Here is an 18,747-nt window from a genome sequence, read left to right as displayed (position 1 = left end):
GGGGCGCGCCGCAATTCCATGGCACTGGCATGAACCGATATCCTCACCGCGGACGGTTGGCATGACTGGCAAGTTCGTTGGCGGGTTACTGGCTGTGGTCATGGCGCTCGTTGTCATGGCCTCGGCAAATCAGGCCTTCGCTCACGCCGCCCTGATCAAGACCGATCCCGCCGACGGTGCGGTGCTGGCGCAGGGTCCGGCGCAATTCTCGCTGACCTTCACCGAGCCGGTGTCGCCGCTAGTGCTGACACTGGTGAAGCCCGATGGCACGCCGGTTCCGCTAACCGGCTTCCGCCTTAGCGAACAGACAGTCGAGATTGACAATCCGGAGCAGCTTAAGCCCGGCACGCATGTGCTGAGCTGGCGCGTCATGTCCGCCGACGGTCATCCGGTCGGCGGGTCGCTGCTCTTTTCCATCGGCGCGGCAAGCCAGCCGCCGGCTGCGTCCGAGGCCGTCGACCGGCCGTTGCGGTCGGCGATCTGGATCGGCAAGCTCTTTCTCTACATCGGGCTTTTCCTCGGTGTCGGTGGCGCCTTCGCTCTCGCATGGCTGGCCGGGGATGGCCGCGCCGGGTCGCGCTTCGCTACCGCTGCGATATTGTGCGGGCTGCTTGCGGCGCCGCTGTCGCTTGGCTTGCAGGGTCTGGATGCACTCGGAGCGCCGCTGTCTCATCTGGCGCAGGCTGTCATCTGGCGGACTGGGCTTGATACAAGTTTCGGCTCAACAGTGCTGGTCGCCCTGATAGCGCTGGGGCTCGGCCTGATGTCGCTGGCTGGGCCGCGCACCACGGCCAGGCCATTTGCCATTGCCGGGCTGGCCGCAGTGGGCATCGCGCTTGCCGTCAGCGGTCATGCCAGTGCGGCTGAGCCGCAATGGCTGACCCGGCCGATGGTGTTCCTGCACGGCGTCGGCATTGCTTTCTGGGCTGGCGCGTTGGTGCCGCTCGGCTTGGCGCTGAAAGGTAAATCGGCGGAGGCCGGGCTCTTTCTGCGACGGTTTTCACGAATGATCCTGCCTGTCGTGGCCGTGCTCGCGGCGGCCGGGATCGTGCTCGCCGTCGTCCAGGTGCAGACGCCGATGGCGCTGGTCGACACCGCCTATGGCCGGCTGCTGCTGATCAAGCTGGGGCTGCTGGTGTTTCTGTTCACGCTCGCCGGCGTCAACCGCTGGAGGCTCACCGCGTCGGCCGAGGCGGGGGTGACGGAAGTGCGGCGCCGGCTCTCCCGCTCGATCGGCGTCGAAATGTTGATCGTGCTGGCGATTTTCGGTGTTGCCGCGGGCTGGCGCTTCACACCACCGCCGAGGGCATTAGCGATCGCGGCGGCACAACCGGTCTCGGTTCATATCCACGCGCTGAAGGCTATGGCCGATCTCAGCATCACGCCCGGCCATGCCGGGCCGGTCGTCGCCTCGATGATCATCATGACCGGCGATTTCGGACCGCTCGACGCCAAGGAGGTGACATTGGTGCTGTCCAAGCCCGATTCCGGCATTGAGCCGCTGAAGCGCGCGGTGACCAAGTCCGGCGATGGCAGCTGGCGCGTCGACAACCTTGTCATCCCGGTTGCCGGCAAGTGGACGGTGCGCCTCGACATCCTGGTCTCCGACTTCGAGATGGTGAAGATCGAAGCGCCGGTAGACATCAGGCCGTGACCGACAAATGGGATGCCTCATGCAGGCTATACCTGTGGCCGGCGGCAACACAATTTGGCGAGGCTGTTGACGCGACCCGAAAGGGCCGTCAATCATCCCCCGAAGAATGGGCATCGGCGCAAATCGCGAGCTCGAAACAACAAGATCCGAAAGCAGGGAAGAAACGATGGAAAAAGCCGAAATCGGCCTGATCGGCCTTGGCACGATGGGCTCCAACCTGGCGCTCAACATCGCCGAGCATGGGCACCGCATCGCTGTCTTCAACCGCACGAGAGCTCGCACCGAAGCCTTCATCGAGAATGCCGGCGCGCTGAAGAACATGGTCGTGCCCTGCTACAGCCTCGAAGAGCTCGCCGCCGCCATCCGGCCGCCGCGTCCGATCATCATCATGGTGCTGGCCGGCAAGCCTGTCGACGAACAGATCGCCGCCTTGCGCGGCGTGCTGTCCAACAACGACATCGTCATCGATGCAGGAAACGCCAATTTTCGCGACACGATGCGGCGTTTTTCCGAGCTTTCCGGCTCGGACCTCACCTTCATCGGCATGGGCGTGTCCGGCGGCGAGGAGGGCGCGCGCCACGGCCCGTCGATCATGGTCGGCGGCACCGAGGATTCCTGGAAGCGTGTCGAGAAGGTGCTGACAGCGATCTCCGCCAAGTTCAAGGACGAGCCCTGCGCGGCGTGGCTCGGCACCGATGGCGCCGGGCATTTCGTCAAGACCATCCACAACGGCATCGAATATGCCGACATGCAGATGATCGGCGAGATCTACGGCATCCTGCGCGACGGTCTCGGCATGGGACCGAAGGATATCGGCGCGGTGTTCGCCGACTGGAACAAGGGCCGGCTCAATTCCTATTTGATCGAGATCACTGCCAAGGTGCTGGCATCAGACGATCCCAAGACCGGCAAGCCGGTGGTCGACATCATCCTGGATCGCGCCGGCCAGAAGGGCACCGGCAAGTGGTCGGTCATCGAAGCACAACAGCTCGGCATTCCGGCAACCGCCATCGAGGCAGCGGTGGCGGCCCGCGTCTTGTCGTCGATCAAGGACGAGCGGCTGGCTGCGGAAAAGGCCTATGGCGACATCGGCGTGACCAGGATTTCCGGCGACAGGGACGCGTTGCTGCATGATCTCGAGCTGGCGCTGTTCGCCGGCAAGATCGCCGCCTATGCGCAGGGCTTCGCGGTGATGAGTGGCGCTTCGAAGGAGTTCAACTGGAACCTGCCGATGCCGACCATCGCCAAGATCTGGCGCGCCGGCTGCATCATTCGTTCGCAGATGCTCGACACGATGGCCGAGGCTCTTGGAAGTAGTGGCGCTTCGACCAATCTGCTGATGGCGCCGGCCTTCATCGCGATGATGAAAGAGGCCCATCCGTCACTGCGGCGGATCGTGGCCAGAGCTTCCGAAGCCGGTTCGCCGGTGCCGGCGCTGGCTTCCGCACTTGCCTATTTCGACAGCTATCGCCAGGGCCGCGGCACTTCGAACCTGATCCAGGCGCAGCGTGACTTCTTCGGAGCGCATGGTTTCGAGCGTATCGACGGGGCTGGCGCGTTCCACGGCCCATGGGGAAGCGGCGCGGCTGGCTAGACGGAGTCCTGGAGCGGTTCATCGTTTCACAGAAACGGTGAACTGCACTAACTCTTTGTTTCAACGCAATTCCCTAGGGAAAGCGCTACGCGCTTTTCCCGGGAAAACCGTTTCACACTTTTCCTGGAATTGCTCTAAACGGCCACTGGCTGGCTGAACGCCTGAACGTCGCCGGAGACGACCAGGCTCTGCAGCGAGCCAGGCGCGGCGCCGCCGATCCAGCCGAGCACCGAGCGGGCAAGCTCGGAGCCGGCCAGCCGGAAGTTTTCGTTGACCACCAACAATTCCCGGCGGAACAGGTGCAGCAGGTCCGACGACTGCTTGGACACGACGTCGACGTCGCGACCGAGCTTGAGGCCGGCATCCTCGATGCCGGCGACGATGGCGAGTGTCGCGGCGGCGGCGCTGCTGACGAAGCCGTCCGGCCTGATATCGCGACGCATCAGCTGTGCGGTCCGGCTCCTGATCTGCTCGATCGTATGGTCGATCGAAACGGTGTTGAACGGGACTTCGGTCGCACCAACCTCGCTCAGCGCATCCGCGAAGCCGTCCAGCGTATGGCTGTAGTAGGTCAGCCCGGGCGGTGGCGACAGAAGCGCAAGCTTGCGCCGGCCCATGCTCGCCAACCGGCGCACGGCTTCCATCGCGAAAGCGTGGTTGTCGAAGTCGTGGTAGGGGTGGACGAGACCCATGTCGGTGCGGCCATGCGTGGCAAAAGGCATGCCGTGCTCAAGCATATAGCGGGCGCGCGGATCGTTCGGTTGGGTGCGCGAGATGATGACGCCGTCGGCCGAGCCGGTCTCGACCAGGTAGCGGATTGGCTCCATCGGATCCTGCGAGCGGGAATAGGGCGTGACGATCAGATGATAAGGCGTTTCGGAGAGCACTTCCGAAACGCCGTAGATGATGTCCGAGACGAAGCTCATGATCTCGCGATCGGTGTTGAGCACGAGGCTGATGACATTGGTCCTGCCGGTGCGCAGCCGGACGCCGGCGCGGTTTGGGCGATAGCCGATCTGCTTTGCCACCAATTGTACGCGACGCCTGGTTTCGGCGCCGATCTCGGGCGCATCCTTCAAGGCGCGCGACACGGTGGTGACGCCGAGCCCGGTCATGAAGGCAAGCGTCTTCAGCGTCGGCCGTTCCTGCGCCGACGCCCCTTCGTTCTTTCCTCTACGCTGTCTATCCATTCGTCCCGCCCGTCAGGCGCATAGCAGTCGCAAGCCGGGCGGGCAATCGCCGTCATTGCGATGCGATACGCGTTCCAGCCCCAGCGAAGCCTCAATATACTGAAACGTTACAGATTGCCAATGTTCTCGCGCAGCCAGCCGATGCGAGCTGGAGAAGTCCTTTTGCAAAACCGTTGGGATTCCAGAGAAAAACATCCCTGCCGCCGCTTTTTGCCGGTCCTTATGCATTGCGTTGCGGTTTTGCGCTGCAATGGCCTATGTTGCGATGCACAAAAGCGCGGCTGCTCGTCTGAATTTGTTCGCAGCTCGAAAAAATATTGGACCCGTATTGCCGATGGGGTTGCACACTCCACGCAATTGCCGTATCGAAAATCTGTAACGTTTCAGATTCTGGGAGGAACCGAAATGCGATATAAGCTTTTGACCGCTGCGCTGGCGACGACCGCCGCACTGCACTTCACCGGCCCGGCCGCCGCGACGGATCTGGAGGTCACTCATTGGTGGACTTCCGGCGGCGAGGCGGCGGCGGTCGCGGAACTCGCCAAAGCTTTCGACGCCACCGGCAATCACTGGGTTGACGGCGCCATTGCCGGCTCGGGCGGCACTGCGCGGCCAATCATGATCAGCCGTATCACCGGCGGCGATCCGATGGGCGCAACCCAGTTCAATCACGGCCGGCAAGCGGAAGAACTGGTGCAGGCGGGCCTGATGCGCGATCTCACCGACATCGCCACCAAGGGCAAATGGACGGAAGTCGTGCGGCCGAAGGGCCTGCTCGACAGCTGCACCATCGACGGCAAGATCTATTGCGTGCCGGTCAATATCCATTCCTGGCAATGGCTGTGGTTGTCAAACGCCGCCTTCGAAAAGGCCGGCGTGCCGGTGCCGAAGAACTGGAATGAATATGTGGCGGCCGCCCCGGCGCTGGAGAAGGCAGGCATCATCCCGCTCGCTGTCGGCGGCCAGCCCTGGCAGTCGTCAGGCGCCTTCGATGTGCTGCTTGCCGCGGTCGGCGGTACGGATGCGTTCCTCAAGGTCTACAAGGACAAGGACGCCACATTCGCCGCAGGTCCCGAGATCGCCAAGGTGTTCAAAGCCGCGGACGATGCCCGCAAGATGGCCAAGAACACCAATGTGCAGGACTGGAATCAGGCAACCAATCTCGTCATCACAGGGAAGGCCGGCGGCCAGATCATGGGCGATTGGGCGCAAGGTGAGTTTCAGGTCGCGAAACAGACGGCCGGCAAGGATTATACCTGCCTGCCGGGTCTTGGCCTGAACGAGATGATCGCCACCGGTGGCGATGCCTTTTACTTCCCGCTGTTGAAGGATGCCGAAAAAGCCAAGGCACAGGAAATTCTGGCCGAAACGCTGCTCGATCCCAAGACGCAGGTTGCCTTCAACCTCAAGAAGGGCTCGTTGCCCGTGCGCGGCGACGTCGATCTCCAAGCCGCGAACGACTGCATGAAGAAGGGCCTCGATATCCTGGCCAAGGGCAACGTGATGCCATGGACGGACCAACTGCTTTCGCAGGACACCCAAAAGCAGAAGGAAGACCTCTTCTCCGAGTTCTTCGCCAAGCCTGAGATGACCGTGGAAGAGGCGCAGAAGCGCTTCGCCGACATTGTCGGCTCTGCCGACTGACGACAGACGAGCCGCCCGTACTCCCGGCCTTGCCAAAGCAGGGCCGGGGGAAGGGCATGTGACTTGCCGCCCTTACCCTATCCAGCCCGTAACCCTTCCAGCATGGCTGTACCGATGAGCAAGAGCGAACGCCCCAACCAACTCTTTCGCAACCTCAATGCAAAGATCGCTTCGATCCCGATGGTCCTCACCGCACTGGTGATTTTTGTCGGCGGCACAGCGTGGACGGTGCTCTATTCCTTCACCAACTCGAAGTTGTTGCCGCGGCTGAACTTCGTCGGGCTGGACCAGTATCATCGGTTATGGGCGGCGCCGCGTTGGCTGGTCTCGATCGAAAACATCGCGATCTATGGCGTGCTGTCACTGGTGTTCTCGCTGGTCATCGGCTTCATGCTCGCTGCCCTGCTCGACCAGAAAATCCGCTTCGAGGACACTTTCCGCACCATCTTCCTCTATCCCTTCGCGCTCTCTTTCATCGTCACAGGTCTGGTCTGGCAATGGCTGCTCAACCCGGACTTCGGAATTCAAAGGGTGGTACGCGACCTCGGCTGGGAAAGCTTCAGCTTCAATCCGCTCTATAATTCCAGCATCGTCATCTACGGGATATTGATAGCAGCTCTCTGGCAAGGCACGGGGCTCATCATGTGCCTGATGCTGGCGGGCCTGCGGGGCATCGACGAGGACATCTGGAAGGCCGCGCGGGTTGACGGCATTCCCACCTGGAAGACTTATCTATTCATCATCATCCCGATGATGCGGCCGGTCTTCATCACCACGCTGGTGATCATCGCGTCCGGCATCGTCAAGGTCTATGACCTCGTCGTCGCCCAGACCAGCGGCGGTCCAGGCATCGCTTCCGAAGTGCCGGCCAAATACGTCTACGATTACATGTTCTTTGCCCAGAACCTCGGCCAGGGTTTTGCCGCTTCGACCATGATGCTCTTGTCGGTGATGATCGTGATCGTGCCGTGGGCCTATCTCGAATTCGGAGGCCGGAAGCGTGTCTGACCATACCGCAACACTGTCCGCGCCGAATGTTCGCCAACGCGAGATCGCGGGCCCAAGCGGGCCTCGGCCGCGGCACGTGTTCTCACGCCGCAACATTTTCCTTTACGGCACGCTCATCGTGATGGCGCTCTACTACCTGCTGCCGCTCTATGTGATGGTGGTGACGTCGCTCAAGGGCATGCCGGAAATCCGCCTCGGCAACATCTTCTCGCCGCCGCTCGAGATCACCTTCGAGCCTTGGGTGAAGGCCTGGTCCAGCGCCTGCACCGGCCTCAATTGCGACGGGCTTTCGCGCGGCTTCTGGAACTCGGTGCGCATCACCGTCCCCTCCGTGATCCTGTCGATCGCCATTGCTTCGGTGAACGGCTACGCGCTGGCAAACTGGCGCTTCAAGGGTGCCGACACCTTCTTCGTCATCCTGATCGTCGGTGCCTTCATCCCCTATCAGGTGATGATCTATCCGATCGTCATCATCCTGCGCGAGGTCGGGCTCTATGGCAGCCTCAGCGGCCTGGTGATCGTCCATTCGATCTTCGGCATGCCGATCCTGACGCTGTTGTTCCGTAACTATTTCACGTCCATGCCGGAAGAACTGTTCCGGGCGGCGCGTGTCGACGGCGCCGGTTTCTGGGGCATCTACCTGCGCATCATGCTGCCGATGTCGCTGCCGATCTTCGTCGTAGCCATCATCCTGCAGGTGACCGGCATCTGGAACGACTTCCTGTTCGGTGTCGTCTACACCCGCCCCGACACCTATCCGATGACGGTGCAGCTCAACAACATCGTCAATTCGGTGCAAGGTGTGAAGGAATACAACGTCAACATGGCCGCCACCATCCTGACCGGCCTAGTGCCGCTCGTCGTCTACTTCATTTCCGGCAAATTGTTCGTGCGCGGCATTGCCGCCGGCGCGGTGAAAGGGTGATGGCGATGGCGGCAAACGGCACCAGTGTTTCCATCCAGGACCTGTCGCTGAATTTCGGCGCGGTATCGGTGCTGCAGACGCTTAATCTCGATGTGGCCGAAGGCGAGTTCATCGTGCTGCTCGGGCCTTCCGGCTGCGGCAAGTCGACCTTGCTCAATTGCATCGCCGGTCTGCTCGACATTTCCGAGGGGCGCATCTTCATCAAGGGCAAGAACGTCACCTGGGAAGAGCCGAAGGACCGCGGCATCGGCATGGTGTTCCAGTCCTACGCGCTCTATCCGCAGATGACGGTGGAGAAGAACCTGTCCTTCGGGCTGCGCGTAGCCGGCATAGCCAGGGACGAAATCGCCAAGCGCATCGCGCGCGCCGCCGAGATTCTCCAGATAGAGCCGCTCTTGCAGCGCAAGCCGTCGGCGCTTTCCGGCGGCCAACGCCAGCGCGTGGCGATCGGGCGGGCGCTGGTGCGCGACGTCGACGTCTTCCTGTTCGACGAGCCGCTTTCCAATCTCGACGCGAAGCTGCGCTCGGAACTGCGTGTCGAGATCAAGCTTCTGCACCGCAAGCTGCAGAACACGATGATCTACGTCACCCATGACCAGATCGAGGCGATGACGTTGGCCGATCGCATCGCGGTCATGCGGGGCGGCGTCATCCAGCAGCTCGACGCGCCACAGACCATCTACAACCGACCGGTCAACCGGTTTGTTGCCGGTTTCCTTGGCTCGCCGGCGATGAATTTCATCGACGGCAGGCTGGATAACGCGGATGGCGGCTGGCGCTTCGTGGCCGAGAATCTATCGATTCCGCTCGGCACGTATCATTTCGACAAGCAACCGGTCCCCGGTCCAGTCGTATTCGGCATCAGGCCCGAGCATGTCAGTCTCAACAGCGGCACGGGCTGGCCGTTCTCGACAGCCACCAATGTCGAGGTGGTCGAACCGATGGGTTCCGACACGCTGGTCTGGATGAAGCTTGCCCAACAGCATTTCAGCGTCCGGGTCACCTCGGAACGCACGCCCAACAACGATGAGGCGGTGACCGTCGGCTTCGATCCGATGCGCGCCTCGCTCTTCGACGCCGCAACCGGCAACCGCCTGTAATTCAAGCTCCTACCCATCCCAAGCAGAACGGACAGAGACGATGAACTGGTCATTCCAACTTTACAGCGCCCGCAATTTTCAGCCCTGGGAAGGCGTTCTCGCTACGCTCGGCAAGCTCGGTTACACCCAGGTCGAAGGATTCGGCGGCGTCTATGACGATCCCAAGGCCTTCCGCGCCGAGCTCGACAAGAACGGTCTTGCGATGCCGACCGGGCATTTCTCCATCGACGCGCTCGAGAATGATTTCGACGGCGTGCGCAGGATCGCCGAGGCGCTCGGCATCGAGCTGCTGATCTGCCCCTATCTGCTGGCTGAACAAAGGCCGTCCGATGCCGCCGGCTGGCGTGGTTTCGGCGAGCGTCTGGCCAAGGTTGGCGAGACCGCCGGGAAGGCCGGCTACGGCTTTGCGTGGCACAACCATGATTTCGAGTTCAAGACACTGGCGGACGGCTCGGTGCCGCAGGATCACATCTTGTCTTCCGCGCCTGACATCGGCTGGGAGATGGATGTCGCCTGGGTGGTGCGCGGCGGCGCCGATCCGCTGCCCTGGATCGAAAAGCATGGCAAGCGCATCGTCGCCGTCCATGTCAAGGACATGGCCAAGCCGGGCGAGGGACTGGATGAGGACGGCTGGTCGGATGTCGGTCACGGCACGATCGATTGGGCCGGCCTCATCAAGGTGCTGCGGGCCAAGAGCGCCGCAAAATACTTTGTCATGGAACAGGACAACCCGAACGACGTCGAACGCTTCGCCCGCCGCTCGATCGCAACCGTGAAGAACTACTAGGAACAAACATCATGGCAAAGAAACTGGGTATCGGCGTCATCGGCTGCGGCAACATATCGAAGGCGTATTTCTCGCTGGCGCCGCTGTTTCGCGGCATAGAGATGCGCGCCTGCGCCGACATCAACATGGATGCCGCCAAGGCGCGGGCGAAGGAGTTTAAGCTGCGCGCCGAGACGGTCGAGGGGATTCTCCAGGCAGACGACATCGACATCATCGTCAATCTGACCATCCCGGCCGTGCACTACGAAGTGTCGAAGCAGGTGCTCGACGCCGGCAAGCACGTCTATTCGGAAAAGCCTTTCGTGCTGTCGGTCAAGGAAGGACTCGACTTGAAGAAGCGGGCCGAGAAGAAGGGACTGCGCATCGGCTCGGCGCCCGACACCTTCTTCGGCGGCGCGCATCAGCTGGTGCGCAACCTGATCGACACAGGCAAGCTCGGCAAGATCACCAGCGGCACCTGCCACGTGATGGGCCACGGCATGGAGCACTGGCATCCCAATCCCGACTTCTTCTTCCAGCCGGGCGCCGGTCCGGTGCTCGACATCGGGCCGTATTACATCACCAATCTGATCCAGCTGATCGGGCCGGTGAGGCAGGTGGCGGCCTTCGCGACAACCCCGGCCAAGGAGCGCACGATCTCGTCAAAACCTCGTGCGGGCGAGAGAATCCCGGTCAACACGCCAACCACCATCCACGGCCTGCTGGAGTTCGAGAACGGTGCGGTGGTGACGCTCAACACAAGCTGGGACGTCTGGAGCCACGGCCATGCGCCGATGGAGCTCTATGGCGAGGTGGGCAGCGTCTTCGTGCCGGATCCGAACTTCTTCGGTGGCGACGTACGCTTCACGGAAGCGGCCAAGCCGATCAAGAAGCTGCCGAAATGGGAGCATCCATTCGGCGTGCCAAACGAGATGCATTCGCAAGGCATGATGGCCAACTACCGCACCGCAGGCCTCGCCGACATGGCATTGGCGATCGCGGAGGGCCGGCCGCACCGCTGTTCGATGGAACTGGCGTTGCATGCCGTCGATGTCATGACCGGCATTCTGCGCTCGGGCGAAACCGGCAAGTTCGTCGCCATGCAGACGACTTGCGAGCGGCCAGCGGCGCTCGGCATCAAGGAGGCGAAAGGACTTCTCGCCAAGAAGAAATAGGCTGCGGCGATTATCGATAATTTTGCCTACCCTCTCCCGGTTCCTCCGGAGAGAGGGTAAAGGGTAGGGCGCCGGGCCTGTTCTCCGCGTTGGCGGTGACGGTGCCCGGCCCGTTCAGATGCAAGGATCTTCCCATGCCCTATGTCGCCGCCGAAAACCGCTATGAGAAAATGACCTACAACCGCTGTGGGCGGTCCGGCCTGAAGCTGCCGGCGATCTCGCTGGGGCTGTGGCACAATTTTGGCAACGACACGCCGCATAAGACCAAGCAGGCGATCGTGCGCAAGGCCTTCGACCTCGGCATCACGCATTTCGACCTCGCCAACAACTACGGTCCTCCGCCCGGCTCCGCCGAGACCGCTTTTGGCGAAATCCTGCGCACCGACTTCGCCGCCTACCGCGATGAAATGATCATCTCGACCAAGGCCGGCTACGAAATGTGGGCCGGTCCCTATGGCGAGTGGGGCGGACGTAAATACGTGCTCGCCAGCCTCGACCAGAGCCTGAAGCGGATGGGGCTCGACTATGTCGACATCTTCTATTCGCACCGCTTCGATCCCGAGACGCCGCTGGAAGAAACCATGGGTGCGCTCGATCATGCGGTGCGTTCGGGCAAGGCACTCTATGCCGGCATCTCTTCCTACAACTCGCAGCGCACCCGCGAGGCAGCCGATATTCTGAAGCAGCTCGGCACGCCGTGCGTCATCCACCAGCCGAGCTATTCGATGCTGAATCGCTGGGTAGAAGAAGATGGTCTCATCGATACGCTCGAGGGGCTCGGCGTCGGCTCCATCGTGTTTTCGCCGTTGGCGCAAGGCATGCTGACCGACAAATATCTTGGCGGCATTCCCGACGGGAGCCGCGCCTCCCAGGGCAAGTCGTTACGGCCGGCCTTCATTAACGAAAAGACCATCGCCAACATCAACGCGCTGAATGCGATCGCGGGCCGCCGTGGCCAGACGCTGGCGCAGATGGCGCTTGCCTGGGTGCTGCGCAAGGGCCGGGTAACTTCGGCGCTGATCGGCGCCAGCCGGCCGGAGCAGGTCGAGGACTGCGTCGGCGCGCTCAAGGTGCTCGACTTCAGCGATGCCGAATTGACGGAGATCGACAGTTATGCGCGCGAGTCCGACATCAATCTCTGGGCGGCCTCGGCCGAGCGCAAAGGCCCACCGAGAAAATAGTGAACGTCGGCAAAGAACTCGGCGGGGGCGCTCCCGCCGCTCGGAACGAACTCGTCTGTTACCCCATTCCGGATCGACATAGGCGATGCTCGACAACGTTCCGGGCAGAGATGTTGGAAACAGTAGCAAAAAAGCCTGTTCGTCGCTATCTGGGTGGGACAGGGATCGTTTGCGTGCGGAAGTGCTGCGCGAGCGGCGCAAGACGAGTTGGAACCGGACCATGGCGGCAAGGGATGTGCTGACGAAGAACCAGTTGTGCGTGCTGGAGAAGCTCGAGACCGCCAGCGGGCCGCTCAGCGCCTACACCTTGCTCGACCAATTGCGCGAACGAGGTTTCCGCGCGCCATTGCAGGTCTATCGCGCGCTCGACACGTTGGTGAAATCCGGCTTCGTGCACCGGCTGGAAAGCATCAACTCATTCGTCGCCTGTGCCGAGCCACACGACCACAGCCACTCGATGACCGCTTTCGCCATCTGCGATACATGCGGACAGGTGACCGAAATGTCCGACCACGATGTCGACCACCGGCTGAACGAATGGGTCAATTCGACCGGCTTCGCCGCCAAGAAGGCGGTGATCGAATTTCGCGGCACGTGTGCGAAGTGCTTGGCCGAAGCCGCCTGAAGTCCGCGCAACCACGGCAGCCGCGGAGAAGCTTTTCGATGCCGGTGTGAAGGATCGCGGCCGTCCAGTCCGTTAGTCTAATGCGCCTCGTCCCAGTTATTGGCGGCGCGGGCGTCGACATGCAGCGGCACTGACATCGATACCGCCGGCATGGCCGCATTCTCCATGACATGGCGCACGACGGGGATCGTCGCTTCGACTTCCGCCTCGACGGTCTCGAAGATCAGTTCGTCATGCACCTGCAAGAGCATGCGTGCCGACAGTCTCGCTTTCTCCAGCGCCTCCTCCATGCGCACCATGGCGCGGCGGATAATGTCGGCGGCGGTGCCTTGCAAGCGGGCGTTGATCGAGGCGCGCTCGTTGAAGGCGCGGATCGAGGGATTGGAGGAGCGAATATCCGGATAGTGGATGCGGCGACCGAAGATCGTTTCGACAAAGCCGTGCTCGCGGGCATAGGCCTTGGTCTCCTCGATATAGTCGCGGATGCCGGGGAAACGTTCGAAGTATTTCTTGATATAGTTGCTGGCTTCCTCGCGCGGTATCGACAGCTGGTTGGCAAGGCCGAAGGCCGAGATGCCGTAGATGATGCCGAAATTGATCGCCTTGGCACGACGGCGGATTTCTGAAGGCATGCCCTCCACCGGCACGTTGAACATTTCCGATGCGGTGATGGCATGGATGTCGGCGCCGTCGGCGAAGGCCTGCCGCAGTTGCGGAATTTCGGCGACATGGGCGAGCACGCGCAGTTCGATCTGGCTGTAGTCGGCCGAGACCAGCCGGTTGCCTTTGTCGGCGATGAAGGCGGTCCGGATCTTGCGTCCTTCGGCGGTACGCACCGGAATGTTCTGAAGGTTCGGGTCGGAAGACGACAGCCGTCCCGTCGTCGTCGCGGCCAGCGCGTAGGAGGTGTGGACACGCTTGCTGTCCGGATGAATGAAGCCGGGCAGCGCATCGGTATAGGTCGACTTCAGCTTGGTCAGCTGGCGCCAGTCGACGATCTTGCGCGGCAGTTCGTGGCCCTCGGCGGCGAGGTCTTCCAGGAGCTGCGCCGAGGTCGACCACTGCCCGGTCTTGGTTTTTGAACCACCGGGAAGACCCATGCGCCCGAACAGGATATCGCCGAGCTGTTTGGGCGAACCGATGTTGATGCGCTCGCCGATCAGCTGGTAGATTTCTTCTTCAAGGCGAGCAGCACCTTGCGCCAGTTCGCCCGAGAGCCGCGACAGGATCTGCCGGTCGACCGAGATGCCGCGCTGCTCCATGCGCGCCAGCACCGGCACCAGCGGTCGCTCCAGCCGCTCATAGACCGAGACAAGGCCCTTGGCGGCAAGCCGTGGCTTCAGCACCCGCCAGAGCCGCAGCGTCACGTCGGCGTCTTCGGCCGCGTGAGCGGTCGCCCTATCGACATCGACCTGATCGAACCCGACGGAGTTCTTGCCCGAACCGGTCACGTCCTTGAGCTGGAGAGGAGTATGACCAAGCCATTTCTCGGCAAGCGAGTCCATGCCGTGGCCATGGGGGGTGCCTGCATCGAGCACGTAGGAGATCAGCATGGTGTCGTCGAAAGGCGCTACATCGATGCCATAGCGGCTCAGGACGACAAGATCGTATTTCAGGTTCTGCGCGATCTTGAGAACAGATCTGTCTTCCAGCAGTGGTTTCAGCACGGCCAGCGCTTCGCGAAGCTGGATCTGGTTCTCGATCACGCCGCCGCCGAGCAGGTCACCGTTGCCGCTCTTGTGAGCGAAGGGAATGTAGGCGGCACGGCCAGGGGCCGTGGCGATGGACAGGCCGATCAATTCCGCCTGCATCGGGTCGGCCGACGTCGCCCTGACGTCGAAAGCGGCAAGGCCGGTCTCGGTTGCCTCGGCGACCCAGGCTTTCAATGTCGCGACATCGCGGATGCAGTGATAGGCGCTGGTGTCGATCTTGCGAGCGGCGGCAGCCTCCAGCCGGAGCGCGGCCAACAAGGAAGGGGTGTCGCCGCTGATGGGCTTCCCGGCAGCGGGGGCCTGGCCTGCCTCGCCGTTTGGCGCAAGCCCCGCCTCGACAGCAGCTCCGGCGCCGATATCCGGCCCATGCGCGGCATCGGCGCGCTCGATGGTGACCGCAACGGCCTGGACATCACCGGCCTCCGTCGCCGTCACTTCCGCCACGCGGCGGGTCAGCGAAGTGAATTCCATGGTTTTGAGGAAGCCGATCAGCTTCGGCCCGTCCGGTGCATGCAGCACGAAGTCGTCCAGCTCCTCGGCCACCGGCACGTCGTTCTTCAGCGTCACCAGCTGGCGCGAGATACGCGCCTTGTCGGCATTGGAAATGATCGATTCCCGCCTTTTGTCCTGTTTGATCTCGCCGGCGCGGGCCAGCAGCGTGTCGAGGTCTCCGAACTGTTCGAGCAGTTGCGCCGCCGTCTTCGGCCCGATGCCGGGCACGCCAGGGACATTGTCGACCGAGTCACCGGTCAGCGCCTGCAGGTCGACCATCTTTTCCGGCGGGACGCCCCATTTCTCGATGACTTCGGGGATGCCGATCTGGCGATCCTTCATCGGGTCATACATGGCGACCGTGTCGCCCACCAACTGCATCAAGTCCTTGTCGGACGAGATGATCGTAGTGTCGCCGCCGGCCTCGCAGGCCAGCCGGCAATAGGTGGCGATGAGATCGTCCGCCTCGAAGCCTTCCATTTCGAGGCAAGGCAGGTTGAACGCCCTTGTCGCCTGACGGATCAGGCCGAATTGCGGGATCAGGTCCTCCGGCGGCGCCGAGCGGTTGGCTTTGTATTCGGGGTAGAGGTCGTTGCGGAAGGTTTTCGAAGAATAATCGAAGATGACGGCGAAATGCGTCGGCACAATGCCTACATCCGTGTTGCGGGCGTCCTGCATCAGCTTCCACAACATGTTGCAGAAACCGGAAACAGCACCGACCGGCAGGCCGTCGGACTTGCGGGTCAGCGGCGGCAGCGCGTGATAGGCGCGGAAGATGTAGCCGGAACCGTCGACAAGGAAGAGATGATCGCCTTTTTTCATGCCGGCAGGGATAGCGCGGCACGGCGCGGCGGTCCATCGCAAAGGCGCCGGCACCCACCGGTTCCGGCAACACCCTGACAGCGGCGGGCGCGAGATCCGCCAACTCACGGCCATGTTACAAAAGTGTAATATTTGTGCCCTTGAATCGCCACGTTCGGAGACACAGATAGATGGCATCGGCAATTTTCGCCGAAGTCCGGAGCAAGGCCCGTCCCCCGCCTATCCCGGACTATTGCGGCAGCCTATCCCCCCTCTCCGGGCTGCCGCATCGTTTCGAGTAGAAGGCCGCCGTGGTTCCCCTCCACCACGGCGGTCTTTTTTTTGCCTTGGACAGGCTTTCGCCGGCCCGTGGTCCAATGATCACGGGCTTTCCGTTTTCCTGTCCTGCCTTTACGGTTCCGGTTCTGAAATCGAAAGGCTTAGCAAATGTCCGCAATTTCCCCCGTTCTCGATCGCCTCGACAACAACCTCGACCAGAGCCTCGAGCGCCTGTTCGGGCTGCTGCGCATCAAGTCGATCTCCACCGATCCGGCATATGCCGCCGACTGCCGCAAGGCGGCGGAATGGCTGGTGGCGGAACTCAAGCTGATCGGCTTCGATGCCAGCGTGCGCGATACGCCAGGCCACCCGATGGTGGTCGCGCATCATGACGGCCCGGCGGGTGCGCCGCATGTGCTGTTCTACGGCCATTACGACGTGCAGCCGGTCGACCCTATCGAATTGTGGGAAAACGATCCGTTCGCGCCCGGGATCAAGGAGGTCGGGCCCGGCCACAAGGTGATCACCGGGCGCGGCTCGGCCGACGACAAGGGCCAGCTGATGACCTTCGTCGAGGCTTGCCGCGCCTGGAAGCAAGTGCATGGCAATCTGCCATGCCGCGTCACCATCCTGTTCGAGGGGGAGGAGGAGTCCGGCTCGGCGTCGCTGAAGCCATTCCTCGAGGCCAATGCGGACGAACTCAAGGCCGACTTTGCGCTGGTCTGCGATACCGGCATGTGGGATCGCGATACGCCGTCGATCTGCGTTGGATTGCGCGGGTTGGTCGGTGAGGAGATCACGGTCAAGGCCGCCGACCGCGACCTGCATTCGGGCCTCTATGGCGGGGCTGCCGCCAACCCGATCCGCATCCTGGCGAGCGTGCTGGCCGACATCCATGACAAGGACGGCCACATTACCATCCCGGGTTTCTATGACGGGGTCGAAGAAACGCCTTCGCAGGTCCTGAAATCATGGGAAACGCTCGGCGAAACGGCCGAGACCTTCCTCGGACCTGTCGGCCTGTCGATTCCTTCCGGCGAAAAGGGCCGCTCGGTGCTGGAACTCACCTGGGCGCGGCCGACAGCCGAGTTCAACGGCATCATCGGCGGCTATACCGGCAAGGGATTCAAGACGGTGATCGCGGCGGAAGCCTCGGCAAAGGTTTCCTTCCGCCTCGTCCACAAGCAGGATCCCAAGAAGATCCGCGCTGCATTCCAGCAATTCGTGAAAGAGCGCATTCCGGCCGACTGTTCGGTCGAGTTCCACGCGCATGGCGGTTCGCCGGCAATCCAGCTTTCCTACGACTCGCCCTTCCTGGCCAAGGCCAAGACCGCACTGTCCGACGAATGGCCGAAACCGGCGGTAACGATCGGCAGCGGCGGCTCGATTCCGGTGGTGGGTGATTTCCAGGCCTATCTCGGCATGGAATCGCTGCTGGTCGGCTTCGGCCTCAACGACGACCGCGTCCACTCGCCCAACGAGAAATACGAGCTCAGCTCCTTCCACAAGGGCCAGCGCTCCTGGGCGCGCATTCTCGATGCGCTGACACGCTGAAGTGGCGGAATTCACGTTTCCTGTTGATTTTTCAGCGGATCGCGGCGAGGACGGGCCACGAGACAAAAGCGCCGCGGCGTCCCTTGCTGGCCAAGGGACGCTCAAGGCTCGACCGGAGAAGACAATGGCCGATATCCGTTTCCACAAACATGATCTGCCCGACCTCTCGCACTACAATGTGGGGGCGGTGGCGATCGACACGGAAACACTCGGCCTGAACCCGCATCGCGACCGGCTTTGCGTGGTGCAGATTTCGCCTGGCGACGGCAGCGCGGACGTCATCCAGATCGCACCGGGCCAGAAGAGGGCACCGAACCTCGTCAGCCTGCTCAGAAACCGGGGCGTGGCCAAGCTGTTCCACTATGGGCGTTTCGACCTTGCCGTGCTCTACAATGCGTTTGGCGTCATGCCCGAACCGGTGTTCTGCACCAAGATCGCCTCCCGGCTGACACGCACCTATACCGACCGGCACGGGCTGAAGGACATCTGCTTTGAACTTCTCGGCGTCGGCCTGTCCAAGGCGCAGCAATCGTCGGACTGGGCGGCGGAAATACTGTCGCCCGAACAGCTCGAATATGCCGCTTCCGACGTGCTCTATCTGCACCGGTTGCGCGACGTGCTGGCCGAACGACTGGCGCGAGAGGGGCGTACCAAGGAGGCGGATGCCTGCTTCCGCTTTCTGCCGACGCGTGCCAAACTCGACCTGATGGGCTGGGGCGAAGAGGATATTTTCGCCCATAGCTGACGGCCGTCGCGGCTATGGGCGCCGGCGGCCGTTTGGAACCAGAGGCAAGGCGTCGCGTTTCGTCGCGGCTCGAAAGGGGAGGACATGGCGGATAGAAAGCCAATATCGACCGCGCCGACCGACGGCTCCAAGGTCACCGTCACCTGGAAAGACAGCGATGGCGTCATCAACGAATCCCTCGCGCAGTATCGCGACGATGGTTGGTGGGTCTATACCGATAGCCACACGCAGAAAAAGGTCGAACCGACCAGCTGGCGGCCCGCCGCAAGCGGCGACGACGACCAGTGAGCGCGACGCTGGCG

Annotated in this window: 15 protein-coding genes; 13 read left to right on the top strand and 2 right to left on the bottom strand. The window is 62.3% G+C overall.

Annotated elements, in window-relative coordinates; genetic code table 11:
- Nucleotides 1-61: 61 nt before the first annotated feature.
- The gene (locus tag NKJ26_RS25175; protein WP_352697865.1) at nucleotides 62-1,654 is read left to right on the top strand and encodes a copper resistance CopC/CopD family protein; all 1,593 of its coding nucleotides are present in this window, start codon (nucleotides 62-64) and stop codon (nucleotides 1,652-1,654) included.
- 166 nt (nucleotides 1,655-1,820) lie between these two features.
- Nucleotides 1,821-3,248 carry an NADP-dependent phosphogluconate dehydrogenase gene (gene gnd / locus NKJ26_RS25170; RefSeq protein ID WP_352697863.1) on the top strand — a complete coding sequence of 476 codons (1,428 nt, stop codon included), beginning with the start codon at nucleotides 1,821-1,823 and terminating at the stop codon, nucleotides 3,246-3,248.
- A 134-nt stretch (nucleotides 3,249-3,382) separates the two neighbouring features.
- Here the strand turns inward: gnd and NKJ26_RS25165 are convergent, their stop codons facing one another.
- A complete protein-coding gene (locus NKJ26_RS25165; RefSeq protein ID WP_352697861.1) occupies nucleotides 3,383-4,438 on the bottom strand; it encodes a LacI family transcriptional regulator in 1,056 nt (351 codons plus the stop codon).
- A gap of 405 nt (nucleotides 4,439-4,843) precedes the next feature.
- Between NKJ26_RS25165 and NKJ26_RS25160 the strand changes: the two genes are divergently transcribed.
- The 8 genes from NKJ26_RS25160 to NKJ26_RS25125 all read left to right on the top strand — a co-directional run bounded on the left by NKJ26_RS25160 (nucleotide 4,844) and on the right by NKJ26_RS25125 (nucleotide 12,862).
- Complete coding sequence (locus tag NKJ26_RS25160; RefSeq protein WP_352697859.1) at nucleotides 4,844-6,082, top strand: ABC transporter substrate-binding protein; 1,239 nt, start codon at nucleotides 4,844-4,846, stop codon at nucleotides 6,080-6,082.
- Nucleotides 6,083-6,196: 114 nt separating this feature from the next.
- Nucleotides 6,197-7,090 carry a carbohydrate ABC transporter permease gene (locus NKJ26_RS25155; protein WP_027023625.1) on the top strand — a complete coding sequence of 298 codons (894 nt, stop codon included), beginning with the start codon at nucleotides 6,197-6,199 and terminating at the stop codon, nucleotides 7,088-7,090.
- Nucleotides 7,083-8,015, top strand: a complete 933-nt coding sequence (locus tag NKJ26_RS25150; RefSeq protein WP_352697858.1) for a carbohydrate ABC transporter permease — start codon at nucleotides 7,083-7,085, stop codon at nucleotides 8,013-8,015. The genes NKJ26_RS25155 and NKJ26_RS25150 overlap by 8 nt, the downstream gene beginning before the upstream one ends.
- Nucleotides 8,015-9,115: an ABC transporter ATP-binding protein gene (locus tag NKJ26_RS25145; RefSeq protein ID WP_352697856.1), complete on the top strand. Its 1,101-nt coding sequence runs from the start codon at nucleotides 8,015-8,017 to the stop codon at nucleotides 9,113-9,115. The genes NKJ26_RS25150 and NKJ26_RS25145 overlap by 1 nt, the downstream gene beginning before the upstream one ends.
- Before the next feature lie 40 nt (nucleotides 9,116-9,155).
- Complete coding sequence (locus tag NKJ26_RS25140; protein WP_027023628.1) at nucleotides 9,156-9,902, top strand: sugar phosphate isomerase/epimerase family protein; 747 nt, start codon at nucleotides 9,156-9,158, stop codon at nucleotides 9,900-9,902.
- Nucleotides 9,903-9,913: 11 nt separating this feature from the next.
- Nucleotides 9,914-11,056, top strand: a complete 1,143-nt coding sequence (locus tag NKJ26_RS25135; RefSeq protein ID WP_352697854.1) for a Gfo/Idh/MocA family protein — start codon at nucleotides 9,914-9,916, stop codon at nucleotides 11,054-11,056.
- Between the two features lie 134 nt (nucleotides 11,057-11,190).
- Complete coding sequence (gene mgrA, locus NKJ26_RS25130) at nucleotides 11,191-12,237, top strand: L-glyceraldehyde 3-phosphate reductase (RefSeq protein WP_352604186.1); 1,047 nt, start codon at nucleotides 11,191-11,193, stop codon at nucleotides 12,235-12,237.
- A gap of 220 nt (nucleotides 12,238-12,457) precedes the next feature.
- Nucleotides 12,458-12,862, top strand: a complete 405-nt coding sequence (locus tag NKJ26_RS25125; RefSeq protein WP_027023631.1) for a Fur family transcriptional regulator — start codon at nucleotides 12,458-12,460, stop codon at nucleotides 12,860-12,862.
- A 77-nt stretch (nucleotides 12,863-12,939) separates the two neighbouring features.
- Here NKJ26_RS25125 and polA read toward each other — a convergent pair whose 3' ends face one another.
- Entirely contained in the window at nucleotides 12,940-15,888 is a 2,949-nt protein-coding gene (polA, locus tag NKJ26_RS25120; protein WP_352697853.1) for a DNA polymerase I, read from the bottom strand.
- Between the two features lie 426 nt (nucleotides 15,889-16,314).
- On the opposite strand from polA, the gene NKJ26_RS25115 reads away from it, so the two are divergent.
- From NKJ26_RS25115 to NKJ26_RS25105, 3 genes are all read left to right on the top strand, one after another.
- Nucleotides 16,315-17,700, top strand: a complete 1,386-nt coding sequence (locus tag NKJ26_RS25115; RefSeq protein WP_352697852.1) for a M20/M25/M40 family metallo-hydrolase — start codon at nucleotides 16,315-16,317, stop codon at nucleotides 17,698-17,700.
- A gap of 124 nt (nucleotides 17,701-17,824) precedes the next feature.
- A complete protein-coding gene (locus tag NKJ26_RS25110; protein WP_027023634.1) occupies nucleotides 17,825-18,445 on the top strand; it encodes a ribonuclease D in 621 nt (206 codons plus the stop codon).
- A gap of 84 nt (nucleotides 18,446-18,529) precedes the next feature.
- Nucleotides 18,530-18,733 carry a hypothetical protein gene (locus NKJ26_RS25105; RefSeq protein ID WP_352697850.1) on the top strand — a complete coding sequence of 68 codons (204 nt, stop codon included), beginning with the start codon at nucleotides 18,530-18,532 and terminating at the stop codon, nucleotides 18,731-18,733.
- The last annotated feature ends 14 nt before the right edge of the window (nucleotides 18,734-18,747 follow it).

Origin of the sequence: Mesorhizobium sp. M0152, assembly GCF_040322415.1 — a bacterium.
Taxonomy (GTDB): domain Bacteria; phylum Pseudomonadota; class Alphaproteobacteria; order Rhizobiales; family Rhizobiaceae; genus Mesorhizobium.
This window is presented reverse-complemented; position numbering and strand designations above follow the sequence as displayed.

Coding starts and splice junctions, on each gene's coding strand:
- NKJ26_RS25175 (WP_352697865.1), top strand. CDS start 62: ATGACTGGCAAGTTCGTTGGCGGGTTACTGGCTGTGGTCATGGCGCTC.
- gnd (WP_352697863.1), top strand. CDS start 1,821: ATGGAAAAAGCCGAAATCGGCCTGATCGGCCTTGGCACGATGGGCTCC.
- NKJ26_RS25165 (WP_352697861.1), bottom strand. CDS start 4,438: ATGGATAGACAGCGTAGAGGAAAGAACGAAGGGGCGTCGGCGCAGGAA.
- NKJ26_RS25160 (WP_352697859.1), top strand. CDS start 4,844: ATGCGATATAAGCTTTTGACCGCTGCGCTGGCGACGACCGCCGCACTG.
- NKJ26_RS25155 (WP_027023625.1), top strand. CDS start 6,197: ATGAGCAAGAGCGAACGCCCCAACCAACTCTTTCGCAACCTCAATGCA.
- NKJ26_RS25145 (WP_352697856.1), top strand. CDS start 8,015: ATGGCGATGGCGGCAAACGGCACCAGTGTTTCCATCCAGGACCTGTCG.
- NKJ26_RS25140 (WP_027023628.1), top strand. CDS start 9,156: ATGAACTGGTCATTCCAACTTTACAGCGCCCGCAATTTTCAGCCCTGG.
- NKJ26_RS25135 (WP_352697854.1), top strand. CDS start 9,914: ATGGCAAAGAAACTGGGTATCGGCGTCATCGGCTGCGGCAACATATCG.
- mgrA (WP_352604186.1), top strand. CDS start 11,191: ATGCCCTATGTCGCCGCCGAAAACCGCTATGAGAAAATGACCTACAAC.
- NKJ26_RS25125 (WP_027023631.1), top strand. CDS start 12,458: ATGGCGGCAAGGGATGTGCTGACGAAGAACCAGTTGTGCGTGCTGGAG.
- polA (WP_352697853.1), bottom strand. CDS start 15,888: ATGAAAAAAGGCGATCATCTCTTCCTTGTCGACGGTTCCGGCTACATC.
- NKJ26_RS25115 (WP_352697852.1), top strand. CDS start 16,315: ATGTCCGCAATTTCCCCCGTTCTCGATCGCCTCGACAACAACCTCGAC.
- NKJ26_RS25110 (WP_027023634.1), top strand. CDS start 17,825: ATGGCCGATATCCGTTTCCACAAACATGATCTGCCCGACCTCTCGCAC.
- NKJ26_RS25105 (WP_352697850.1), top strand. CDS start 18,530: ATGGCGGATAGAAAGCCAATATCGACCGCGCCGACCGACGGCTCCAAG.